This is a genomic window from Micromonospora sp. I033, assembly GCF_053890995.1.
The window spans coordinates 1-11,117 of record NZ_JBSSLX010000191.1 but is presented as its reverse complement, the minus strand read 5'-3'; the positions used below and the strand labels follow the sequence as shown (position 1 = coordinate 11,117).

At 74.7% G+C, this 11,117-nt stretch carries 11 protein-coding genes; 6 read left to right on the top strand and 5 right to left on the bottom strand.

The annotated features are described in order from the left end of the window. Positions 1 to 543 (bottom strand): hypothetical protein (locus ACW0Q9_RS24530; protein ID WP_456185125.1); only part of this gene is annotated, 543 nt, incomplete at its 3' end. Positions 544 to 566: 23 nt separating this feature from the next. Here ACW0Q9_RS24530 and ACW0Q9_RS24525 point away from each other — a divergent pair. Both ACW0Q9_RS24525 and ACW0Q9_RS24520 read left to right on the top strand, forming a co-directional pair. Then, positions 567 to 1,082 (top strand): acyl-CoA thioesterase, encoded by a 516-nt coding sequence (locus ACW0Q9_RS24525; protein ID WP_456185123.1) that lies wholly within the window; start codon positions 567 to 569, stop codon positions 1,080 to 1,082. 153 nt (positions 1,083 to 1,235) lie between these two features. Further along, complete coding sequence (locus ACW0Q9_RS24520) at positions 1,236 to 3,224, top strand: acetoacetate--CoA ligase (RefSeq protein WP_456185121.1); 1,989 nt, start codon at positions 1,236 to 1,238, stop codon at positions 3,222 to 3,224. Positions 3,225 to 3,230: 6 nt separating this feature from the next. On the opposite strand, the gene ACW0Q9_RS24515 is transcribed toward ACW0Q9_RS24520, so the two are convergent. Next, positions 3,231 to 3,920 (bottom strand): TIGR03089 family protein, encoded by a 690-nt coding sequence (locus ACW0Q9_RS24515; protein ID WP_456185119.1) that lies wholly within the window; start codon positions 3,918 to 3,920, stop codon positions 3,231 to 3,233. 151 nt (positions 3,921 to 4,071) lie between these two features. Here ACW0Q9_RS24515 and ACW0Q9_RS24510 point away from each other — a divergent pair, with 151 nt between their 5' ends. Continuing rightward, entirely contained in the window at positions 4,072 to 5,217 is a 1,146-nt protein-coding gene (locus ACW0Q9_RS24510) for a glycosyltransferase family 4 protein (RefSeq protein WP_456185117.1), read from the top strand. Positions 5,218 to 5,280: 63 nt separating this feature from the next. Then, positions 5,281 to 6,372, top strand: coding sequence for a mannose-1-phosphate guanylyltransferase (locus tag ACW0Q9_RS24505; protein ID WP_456185115.1), 1,092 nt, complete (start codon positions 5,281 to 5,283; stop codon positions 6,370 to 6,372). A gap of 12 nt (positions 6,373 to 6,384) precedes the next feature. Here the strand turns inward: ACW0Q9_RS24505 and ACW0Q9_RS24500 are convergent, their stop codons facing one another. After that, complete coding sequence (locus ACW0Q9_RS24500; RefSeq protein ID WP_456185113.1) at positions 6,385 to 6,957, bottom strand: NUDIX hydrolase; 573 nt, start codon at positions 6,955 to 6,957, stop codon at positions 6,385 to 6,387. A gap of 39 nt (positions 6,958 to 6,996) precedes the next feature. Between ACW0Q9_RS24500 and ACW0Q9_RS24495 the strand changes: the two genes are divergently transcribed. Both ACW0Q9_RS24495 and ACW0Q9_RS24490 read left to right on the top strand, forming a co-directional pair. Beyond that, a complete protein-coding gene (locus ACW0Q9_RS24495; protein WP_456185111.1) occupies positions 6,997 to 8,034 on the top strand; it encodes a hypothetical protein in 1,038 nt (345 codons plus the stop codon). Between the two features lie 246 nt (positions 8,035 to 8,280). Continuing rightward, positions 8,281 to 9,285, top strand: a complete 1,005-nt coding sequence (locus tag ACW0Q9_RS24490; protein ID WP_456185109.1) for an ArsR/SmtB family transcription factor — start codon at positions 8,281 to 8,283, stop codon at positions 9,283 to 9,285. A gap of 24 nt (positions 9,286 to 9,309) precedes the next feature. Here ACW0Q9_RS24490 and ACW0Q9_RS24485 read toward each other — a convergent pair whose 3' ends face one another. Together ACW0Q9_RS24485 and ACW0Q9_RS24480 are read right to left on the bottom strand one after the other, a co-directional pair. Continuing rightward, positions 9,310 to 10,395: a coenzyme F420-0:L-glutamate ligase gene (locus tag ACW0Q9_RS24485; RefSeq protein ID WP_456185107.1), complete on the bottom strand. Its 1,086-nt coding sequence runs from the start codon at positions 10,393 to 10,395 to the stop codon at positions 9,310 to 9,312. Continuing rightward, the coding region (locus tag ACW0Q9_RS24480; RefSeq protein WP_456185105.1) for a 2-phospho-L-lactate transferase CofD family protein at positions 10,392 to 11,117 on the bottom strand (726 nt) is incomplete at its 5' end. The genes ACW0Q9_RS24485 and ACW0Q9_RS24480, both read right to left, overlap by 4 nt.

The following is an 11,117-nucleotide window of genomic DNA, read 5'->3' as shown; positions in this document are numbered from 1 at the left end:
GATCTGCGTCCAGGGCGCGCCGGGGACCGGTAAGACGGCCGGGGGCCAGTCGCCGAGCGAGGGGCTGTGCTCGACCGGCTTGTCGGCCGAGGTCAGCTCCGCCTCGGCCGCCGGCCCGTCCGGCCGCTGCCGCCAGCGCTGGCCGCTGAACACGGCCATCAGCAGCAGCATGCCGATCAGGAACAGCGTGCCGTTCTCCAGCGGCTGCCGCAGCGGCAGCGGGTCCCCGAGCATCTTCCAGCTCTCGGGGATCGCGTCCCGGACGGTGAAGGGCGCGACGAACAGCCCGAGGTACGGGACCGCGAGCAGCAGCCCGGCCACGGCCGGGCCGAGTGGCGAGAAGCGCAGCGTGCCGAGCAGGCCGAGCAGGATGCCGGCGACGCCCAGGTAGACGGCCGGCTCGATCAGGTTGGGCGTGCTGTACGTACCGATCTCCACCCAGCGGTGCACGGTGCGCTCAGATCCGTCCTGACCGAGCGTGACGAGCACCCAGGTGACGGGCGCCACCACCAACCCGGCGAGGAAGCTCCAGAGATGTCGCATCCGCGCACCGTACCGTTTTCGGCATGACAGATCACCCCTCCGCCCCGCAGGGCAAGCCGACCTCGTACTCGCGGGTCACGCTGAGTCGCATCATGACCGCTGTCGATGTCAATCTGTACGGGACCGTGCACGGTGGGGTACTGATGAAGTTCGTCGACGACGTCGCCGGGGCGGCGGCGGCCCGGCACAGCGGGGGCACCGCGGTCACCGCCTCGATCGACGAGATCGTCTTCTCCGAGCCGGTCCGGGTGGGCGACCTGGTGCACGCGCACGCCCAGGTCAACTGGACCGGCAACACCTCGATGGAGGTCGGGGTGAAGGTGGTCGCCGAGCGCTGGGACTCCGCCGAGGACGAGCCGGTCCGGGTCGCCACGGCGTACCTGGTCTTCGTGGGCGTGGACGTGGGCGGCGCGCCCCGCCCGGTCCGGCCGGTGCTGCCCGAGACGCCGGAGGACGAGCGGCGCTTCCGGGAGGCGGAGATCCGCCGGGCCCACCGGCTGGCCCGCCGCCGGGCGATCCAGGCCCACCGGGCCGGCTGACCGGGCCGGCCCACACACCCCGGGCTGCGGGCGTGTGGGCCGGCCACGCCCCGTCACCGGCACCCGGTGCGGAGAATGGCGTCGCGAGGTAGGGCAAGATGGCGCCACGGCCCATGCACAGTGTCGTGACGGGGCCTCAGGGAGGGTGGAACAGTGGGTGACGTGCTGTGGACGCCGCCGGCCGACGTGCGTGAGCGGTCCCGGATCGGCGACTACCTGCGCTGGCTGGCCGAGCACCGGGGGCTGGAGTTCGCCGACTACGACGCGCTGTGGCAGTGGTCGGTGACCGACCTGGCCGGCTTCTGGCAGTCGATCTGGGACTACTTCGAGGTGGTCGCACACACCCCGCCGACCGCGACGCTCACCGACCGGACCATGCCGGGCACCCGGTGGTTCCCCGGCGCCACCCTCAACTACGCCGAGAACGTGCTGCGGATGCCGGGCCGGGACGACGACGACCCGGTGGTGATCGCACACGGGCAGACCCGCGCGCCGGAGACGCTTACCGCCGCGCAGCTGCGGGAGCAGGTCCGCCGGGTGGCGGCCGGCCTGCGCCGGCTCGGCGTGGGGAAGGGCGACCGGGTGGCGGCGTACGCGCCGAACATCCCGGAGACATACGTCCTGCTGCTCGCCACGGCCAGCCTCGGCGCGATCTTCTCCTCCTGCGCGCCCGAGTTCGGCACCCGCAGCGTCACCGACCGCTGGCAGCAGATCGAGCCCACGGTGCTGGTGGCGGTCGACGGCTACCGCTACGGCGACAAGCCGGTCGACCGGCGCGCCGAGGTGGCCGCCATCCGGGCCGCCCTGCCGTCGCTGCGGCACACCGTCGGCATCGCGTACCTCGACCCGGCCGGCGCGCCTCCCGAGGGCGCGCTCTCCTGGGCGGAGCTGGCGGCGGAGACCGACGAGCCGCTGGCCTTCACCCCGGTGCCCGTCGACCACCCGCTCTACGTGCTCTACTCCTCCGGCACCACCGGGCTGCCCAAGCCGATCGTGCACGGCCACGGCGGCATCCTGCTGGAACACCTCAAGATGCTGGCCCTGCACCACGACCTGGGCCCGACCGACCGGTTCTTCTGGTTCACCACCACCGGCTGGATGATGTGGAACTTCCTGGTCTCCGGGCCGGCGGTGGGCGCGACGATCGTGATCTTCGACGGCAACCCGGGCCACCCCGACCTGGGCGCGCTGTGGCGGCTGGCGGCGGAGACCGGCACCACCTACTTCGGCACCTCGGCGCCGTTCCTGCTGGCCTGCCGCAAGGCCGGGCTGGTGCCGAAGGAGATCGCCGACCTGTCCGCGCTGCGCGGGGTCGGCTCGACCGGCGCCCCGCTGCCCGCCGAGGGCTTCACCTGGGTCTACGAGACCGTCGGCGACCGCCTCCAGCTCCAGTCGCTCTCCGGCGGCACGGACGTCTGCACCGGCTTCGTCGGCGGCGTGCCGCTGCTGCCGGTGCACGCCGGGGAGATCACCTGCCGGGCGCTCGGCGCGAAGGTGGAGGCCCGCTCGGCCGACGGCTCGCCGGTGATCGGCCAGCTCGGCGAGCTCGTGATCACCGAGCCGATGCCGAGCATGCCGGTCGGCTTCTGGAACGACACCGACGGCTCCCGCTACCGGGAGGCGTACTTCGAGGTCTACCCCGGCGTCTGGCGGCACGGCGACTGGATCACCGTCAACGAGCGCGGCGGCTGCGTGATCACCGGCCGCTCGGACGCCACCCTCAACCGGGGCGGCGTCCGGCTCGGCACGGCCGAGTTCTACTCGGTGGTCGAGGGGCTCGACGAGGTGGTCGACTCGGTCGTGGTGCACCTGGAGGACGACGAGGGCGGGGCCGGCGAGCTGCTGCTCTTCGTGGTGCTGGCCGAGGGCCTGGAGCTGGACGACGAGCTGCGGAAGAAGATCTGCCGGGAGCTGCGGACCGCGCTGTCGCCGCGGCACGTCCCCGACGAGATCCACCAGGTCCGGGCCGTCCCGCGCACCCTGAGCGCGAAGAAGCTGGAGGTGCCGGTCAAGAAGATCCTCACCGGCACCCCGGTGGACAGCGCCGCGGCGAAGGGCGCCCTGGCCAACCCGGAGTCACTGACCGCCTTCGCCACCTTCGCCCAGCGCCGCGCCACCTCCGACCACCCGACCCCCGCCTGACCTCGCCTAGGTGAGCGCCCGGGTGACCTTCTCCGCCGCCGTGCGGGGGTCGAGGCGGGTCTGGTCCAGGTTGGCGCAGGCGACCACGGTGGTGGCGGCCGTCAGCGGGGCGAGGAGCCAGTCGACCGGGTCGGGATGCCGCGTCACGTCGACCAGGAGCCGGTCGCCGGGGGTGAGGCAGAGCTCCACGGCCCGGGCCTCCGCGCGGGCCAGCAGCGTCGCGTCCCCGGCACCGCCCCCGGGGTACGGGGTGAAGTGGTCGCCGTGGCCGCGTACCGCCGACACGAAGTCGGCGAAACCGGCCGGCACCTCGCGCATCGGCAGCGCGAACGGGTCGAGGGCCAGCGCGTAGCGCTCGCCGGCCGACCAGGCGCCCGCCTCGTCGACCCGGCCGGTGGCGGCGAAGAGCACGTCCACGTCGCCCGGGGCCTCGGCCACGGTCAGCTTCGCCGACCAGCAGCCGAGCAGCACGGCGGCGGTCTGCCAGTGCGGCGGGAGCAGCACGGCGGCCGTGTCGCCGGGAGCGAGGGCGACCTCGTCGACCAGCAGGTTGGCCGTCTTGGCCACCCAGTTCGCCAGCGTCGCGCCGGAGAGCTCGGTGCGCTCGCCGGTGGCGTCGTCGTACCAGGTCAGCAGGGGGCGGGCGGGGTCGGTCGCGATCGCGTCGGCGAACACCCGGGCAATGTTGTCGGCCATCGGCGCGAACGATACGCGCCCGGGGCGCGTACTCGATGACAACGACAAGTCGGCGTACCGTCGGGTCGCAGTCAGCGTCGGGCACCCGGCCCGGCGTAGGCTTGCCGACAGTGTTGTTCCCCACAGACGCGCCAGCCTGAGGAGTCGCCCCGTGACCGCCGGCCGCCCGCCCCGCGTGCTCATCGACGCCACGAGTGTCCCCGCCGATCGCGGCGGCGTCGGTAGATACGTCGACGGCCTGCTCGGTGCCCTCGGCCGGGTCTGCGGCGCCGCCGTCGACCTGGCCGTGGTGAGCCTCCGCACCGACCTGGAGCGCTACACCCGGATGCTGCCCGCCGCCGAGGTGATCCCCGCCCCGGCGGCCGTCGCGCACCGCCCGGCCCGGCTGGCCTGGGAGCAGACCGGCCTGCCGCTGCTGGCCCAGCAGGTGGGCGCCGAGGTGCTGCACTCGCCCTTCTACACCTGCCCGCTGCGGGCCGGCTGCCCGGTCACGGTCACCGTGCACGACGCGACCTTCTTCACCGAGCCGGAGCACTACGACAAGTCGCGCCGCACCTTCTTCCGCAGCGCGATCAAGACGTCGCTGCGCCGCGCCAACCGGGTGATCGTGCCGAGCAAGGCCACCCGGGACGAGCTGATCCGCCTGCTGGACGCCGACCCGACCCGGATCGACGTGGCCTACCACGGGGTCGACCAGGCCGCCTTCCACGCGCCGAGCGAGGAGGAGAAGGCCCGGGTCCGGGCCCGCCTCGGGCTGGGCAGCAGCAGCTACATCGCGTTCCTCGGGGCCAAGGAGCCGCGCAAGAACGTACCCAATCTGATCCGCGGCTGGGCCCGCGCGGTGGCCGACCGGGAGAACCCGCCCGCGCTGGTCGTCGCCGGTGGCCAGGGGCACGACGACGACATCGACCGCGCGGTGGCCGAGGTGCCGTCGCACCTGCGGCTGCTCCGCCCCGGCTACCTGCGCTACGCCGACCTGCCCGGCTTCCTCGGCGGCGCGCTGGTCGCCGCCTACCCCTCCTACGGCGAGGGCTTCGGCCTGCCCATCCTGGAGGCGATGGCGTGCGCGGCGCCGGTGCTCACCACCCCGCGGCTCTCCCTGCCCGAGGTGGGCGGCGACGCCGTGGCGTACACCAGCGAGGACCCGGACCAGATCGCCACCGACCTGACCGCGCTGCTCGACGACGAGCAGCGCCGGCTCTCCCTGGCCAAGGCCGGCTTCGACCGGGCCAAGGAGTTCACCTGGGAGTCCAGCGCGGAGGTGCACATCGCCGCGTGGAGCCGGGCGCGTGCCTGAGTGTCACCTGCGGGTACGTCCGACCCCCGGCCCGTAGCGGGACGGTTCGGGCATGATGTGCTGATGTTCTACGCCGTCATCCCGGCGGGCGGCAGTGGCACGAGGTTGTGGCCGCTGTCCCGTGCCGGCCACCCCAAGTTCCTCCACCCGCTGACCGGCACCCCGGCCTCGCTGCTCCAGGCCACGGTGGACCGGCTGTCGCCGCTGACCACGCCCGAGCGCACGCTGGTGGTCACCGGGGCCGCGCACGTCGCGGCGGTGGCCCGGCAACTCGCGGGCCTGCCGGAGGAGAACATCCTCGTCGAGCCCTCGCCCCGGGACTCCTGCGCGGCGATCGCCCTGGCCGCGGCGGTGATCGCCGAGCGCGACCCGGAGGCGGTGATGGGCTCGTTCGCGGCCGACCACCTCATCGGTGACCCGGCGCGCTGGGCCGAGGTGGTCCGGCAGGCGATCCGCGGCGCCGAGCAGGGTTCGCTGATGACCGTGGGCATCACCCCGACCCGGCCCGAGACCGGCTACGGCTACCTGGAGACCGGCGAGCCGGTGGGCGACGGCCCGCTGCGCCCGGTCATCGAGTTCAAGGAGAAGCCGGCCGCCGACGTGGCGGAAGGCTACGTCCGCTCCGGCCGGCACCTCTGGAACGCCAGCATGTTCGTCTGGCGGGTGGACGTCTTCCTGGCCGAGCTGGCCCGGCAGCAGCCCGCCCTGCACGCGGGGATCACCGCGATCGCGGCGGCCTGGGGCACCCCCGAGCAGGACGACGTCCTCGGCACGGTCTGGCCGACCCTGCCCAAGATCTCGGTCGACTACGCGGTGATGGAGGGCGCGGCGACCGCCGGCCGGGTGGCGACCGTCCCCGGCGACTTCGGCTGGAACGACGTCGGCGACTTCCACACCCTCGGCGAGGTGCTCCCCGCCGACGCCGCCGGCAACGTGGTGCTGGGCGGCGACGCCAAGCCGGGCGTGTTGCTGCGGGACACCACCGGCCTGGTGGTGGTGCCGCAGTCCGGCCGGCTGGTGGCCGCGATCGGCGTTCACGACCTGATCGTGGTGGACACCCCGGACGCACTGCTGGTCTGCCCGCGCGAGCGGGCGCAGGACGTGAAGAAGGTCGTCGACGAGCTCAAGGAGCGCGGCGAGGAGGGCCTGGTCTGACCGTGCCCCGGCTCAGCCGGCGGCCCGCCGGGCCAGCGCGGCCAGCGCCGGGGCCACCAGCTGGACGGTCCCGTCGGCCAGCGGCTCGGGCAGCCGGTCCGGCGGGAACCAGCCCAGCGCCTCGGACTCGGCGCTGACCCGCTCGGTCGCCCCGGCCGGGGCGAGCACGGCGAACCGGACGTCGTAGTGCAGCGAGCCGCCCTGGCAGGCCACCGGGTGGATGTCCACGTCGATCGGCTCCGGGTCGACCACCAGGCCGGCGATCCCGGACTCCTCGGTGGCCTCGCGCAGCGCGGCGGCCGCCAGGGTCCGGTCGCCGGGCTCGCAGTGCCCGCCGAGCTGCACCCACCTGCGGAACTTGCCGTGCAGGCAGAGCAGCACCCGGGCGCCGGTCGGGTCGAGCACCAGCGCGCTGGCGGTGACGTGCCCGGGCCGGTGCGCCCGGCTCATCGTCACCGGCCCGCCGGCGAGCAGCGCCAGCGTGCGGTCCCGGTTCGCGGCGGCCGCCGGGCTGGTCGCCGTCCAGCGGCTCAGCACCGCGGTGGCGTCGGCGTGCAGGTCGGCGTACGTCTCGGTGTCCGGCACCCCGCCACTGTACGGGCGCGCCCTCCGTACCCTGGCCGGGTGACCCTGCGACTCGTCGAGTTCGTCGTGGCCGGCAACGAGGCCAGCGACCTGCTGCCGGTACGCTCGCCGGCCCTGCTGCGGGCCCACGGCGCCCGCCGGGGGTTCTGGACCGTCCTCGACGAGGGGCCGGTGGAGCGGTGCCTGGCCCTGCTGCTGGAGCGTGCGGACGGTGAGTGGGTGGCACACCACGTGGCCGCCGACGCCGGCCGGGAGAACGGCCGCACCGAGGACGGCGAGGCGCTCGCCCACCACGACGGCTGGGTGTACGTCTTCGGCTCGCACTTCGGCTCCAAGGCCGGGCCGCTGCGCCCCCGCCGGGCGTTCGTGGCCCGGTTCCGGGAGGACGACGCCGCCCACGGGACGCTGCCGCTGCACGTGGTGCGCAACCGGTTCCGGCTGCACCGGGCGATCAACGACGCGCTCGCCGCCGCGCCGCTGACCCCGCTGCCGCCGGGGGACCGGGTCCGGCAGCGGTTCATCGTGGAGACCCTGGCCCGCGGCACGGCCCGGGCCAAGAGCTGGGTGAGTCGGCTGGCCGAGGACGACCTGCCGCTCAACGTCGAGGCGGCGGCCTTCACCCCGGCGGGAACGGTGCTGCTCGGGCTGCGCTTCCCGGTGACCGCCGAGGGCGAACCCATCCTGGTCGAGCTGGCCGGGGTGGCGGACATGTTCGACGGGAAGCCCGGCTGGCCGCGGGCCGTCGGGGCGTACGCCCTCACCGGGGTGACTCCGGCGGGCGCGCTGACCGGCTTCCGGGCCGTCACGCCGACGCCGGACGGCGGCTTCGCGGCGGTGATCGGCTCGATCGACGCGGTCGGCAAGGGCTCGGTGCTGCTGGACGACCACCCGCACGGCGGCGCGGTGACCTCGCGCCACGTCCGGTTCCGGCACGACGTCGGCCCGGACGCGCGGGTGGTGGGGAAGCTGGTGGCCGAGCTGGCGCCGTTCCACCACGTGGAGGGCCTGGCCGAGCTGGACGGGCGCTGCTACTACGTCACCGACGAGGACCACCGGGTCGCGCTCTGGATCGGCTGAGCGGTCGCCGGACGACACCTCTACGGAGAACAGCCGCAGACCCTCGTGGTGCCGTCCGGCCGACCGGCGCGCCCGCCGACCGGGTCGGTGCTGCCGTGCCCCGGCATCGGTGGGCAAGGGGAAGTCTGCCCAACCGGGCCGGGCACCGTCGAGGTTTTTCAGTCCACGCTTAAAGATGGAGATAAGTGCCGGCAGGTACAGTGCTCAGGGTGGCGGGCACTCCCTCTGTCCGCCCGGGAGAGCTCCATGCTGAAGGTCATTTTCTCCCGCGAGGACATCCTGCGGACCAGGGTGGCCCCCGCCGCGGATCCCGTCTGGGAACTGGTCCTCAGCCTGCACCTGCTCCAGGGCCGCGGGCGTGACCCGCTGCTGACCGAGTGGCGACGCTCCGTGGCCCACGCGCTGCGGACGGACAGCGCCACCGAGGACTACCGCCTGCTGCTGGCCCTCAACCCGCCCCGCGGCTACTTCCCCGACTTCCTCACCCCGTACGCCAGCAAGGACGGCCTGGCAGCCGGGCTGGAGGCGGTGCGGGGCACCCCGGTCACCATGCTCCGCCGGGACCTGACCCTGCTCGCCGAGGAGAACGCGCTGCCGTCGTCGGCGAACGCGCTGGCCCGCGGGGAGCCCGAGGTGCTGCGCCACCTGACCGACTCGATGGTCCGGTACCAGTCGCTGGCGGTCTCCCCGTACTGGTCGCGGATCCAGGCCGCCGTGGAGGCGGACCGGGCCCGCCGCGCCCGGGCCATGCTCGACGGTGGCGCCGAAGGGCTGCTGGCCAGCCTCCGGCCGAGCATGCGCTGGGCCGACGGGATACTGGAGGTTCTCGACTACCCGGACAGCCGGGAACTCCGCCTCGACGGCCGGGGGCTGCTGCTGGTCCCCTCGTTCTTCTGCGCGCGCACCCCGGTCGCGCTTCTCGACCCGAACCTGCCGCCGGTGCTGGTCTATCCCGTCGACCGGCTCGGCGGCCTCATGCCCGAGCCGGGCAGCGGCGCCCGCGGGGACGCCGACGCGGCACAGCGGGAGGCGCTGGCCGCCCTGCTCGGCCGGACCCGGGCGGCCGTGCTGGAGGCCGCCGACGAGGGCTGCACCACCGGTGAGGTGGCCCGCCGGCTGCGCATCTCCGCCGCCGCGGCCAGCCAGCACACCACCGTGCTGCGCAACGCCGGGCTGCTGGTCAGCCACCGCGACCGCAACACCGTCCTGCACACCCTGACCCCGCTCGGCCGCGCCGTCCTCGACGCCTGAGCCGGGCCGACGGGCCGGCGGGGGTCAGACGGCGAGGGTGGCGCTGGCGGTGCTGCCGGGCGGCGGGGGCAGCAGGGCCGACGAGACGCCCTCGGCGGCCAGCGCGGTGCGCAGCCGTTGCAGGTCGGCGCCGAACCGGACCAGGTCCGCCGGGTCGACCGGCGCCGGTGGCGCGCCGAGGACCAGGCCGGTGGCCTCCGCCGGCCAGCCGGGCACGGTGGCGGCCAGTCCGGCGCGTACCTCGTGGTCGGTGACGTGGGTGAACAGGGTGCCGGGTGCGACCACCTCGGCGACGGCGTCGATCGCCCGGTCGACGGCGGCCGGGTCGGCCGGGGTCGGACCGGGGCCGTCCGGCAGGGTGGCCGCCTCCCGCAAACCGGCGGCGCGCGCCTCTGCGGTGCCGAGGGAGAAGAGGTCCAGGGCGGCGTCCCGGACCAGCGCCCGGGCACCCTCGTCGTCGTCCCGGGTCTCGCCCAGGTAGCCGCGGATCACCGCCACCGGCACCTGGTCGCACTTGCCCTTGATCAGCTCGCCGGCGCCGGCCAGTTCGTCCACCACGGCCATCTGGGTGAGCTGGAGTTCGTTGCCGTAGGGGTCGATCTCGCCCCGGTGGTCGCGGATCGCCGGCATGCCGGCCACCCCGAGCGCCACGTCGGTGAGCCCGTTGCGCCACGGCCGGCCCATGGTGTCGCTGACGATGACCGCGACGTCGAGGTCGTAGCGCTCGCGCAGCGTGGCCCGCAGCGCGCGGGCGGAGCCGTCCGGGTCCTCGGGCAGCAGCACCAGCCGGGTCTTGTCCACGTTGGACGCGTCGATGCCGGCGGAGGCCATCACGAACCCGTGGTGGGTCTGCACGATCCGGGTCGCGCCCCGGGTGGCCACCACCCGGGCGGTCTCTCCGGCCAGCACCTCGTCCCGGGCGGCGAGCCGCTCCGGCCCGTCGGCCGGCACGTCGACCAGGCGGCCCTCCGCCTTCGACACGATCTTGCTGGTCACCACCAGCACGTCGCCGTCGCGCAGCCAGGGCGCGGCGGTGGCGATCAGCGCCGCCAGGTCGTCGCCCTCGGTCACGTCGCCGATGCCGAGCACCGGCAGGATCTCCAGCCTCACATCAGCTCCAACGCGGCCCGGACCATCGCCACCGTCGCCGCCTCGTCGGTCATCCGCAGCGGCGCCGGGCGCACGGTCACCTCCGGCACCGCCGTGCCCTCGTCCTCGGGCGCGACCAGCCAGCCGTCGAGCAGGCCGCCGGCCGACCGGCCGCCGTAGAGGCCGCCCACCCCGGCCGCGCTGCACTCGACACCGAGCACGGACAGGCAGCGGTCCGCCATGCCGCGGACCGGCGCGCCGCCGATGATCGGGGACACCCCGACGACCGGGGCGGGCCCGTCGGCGACCGCGTCGCGCAGGCCCGGCACGGCCAGGATCGGGGCGATGCTCACCACCGGGTTGCTCGGCGCGACCAGCACCACGTCGGCGGCGCGGATCGCCTCCAGCACCCCGGGCGCCGGCTTCGCCGCCTCGGCGCCGACGAAGACGAACCGGTGCGTGGGCAGCTCCGCCCGGTGGCGCACCCACCACTCCTGGAAGTGGATCGCCCGCTGGCCGCCGTCGACGTCAGCTGCGCCAGCGCTGTTCGCGGCTGCGGGGCTCGCAAGCTCACTCCTCGCGCTCACGACGACATGCGTCTCCAGCCGGTCGTCGGTCGCCGGCAGCAGGCGTACGCCGGGCTGCCAGCGGGTGGCCAGCGCCTCGGTGACCTGGGACAGCGGATAGCCGGCGTTGAGCATGGTGGTGCGCACCAGATGGGTGGCGAGGTCCTTGTCGCCCAG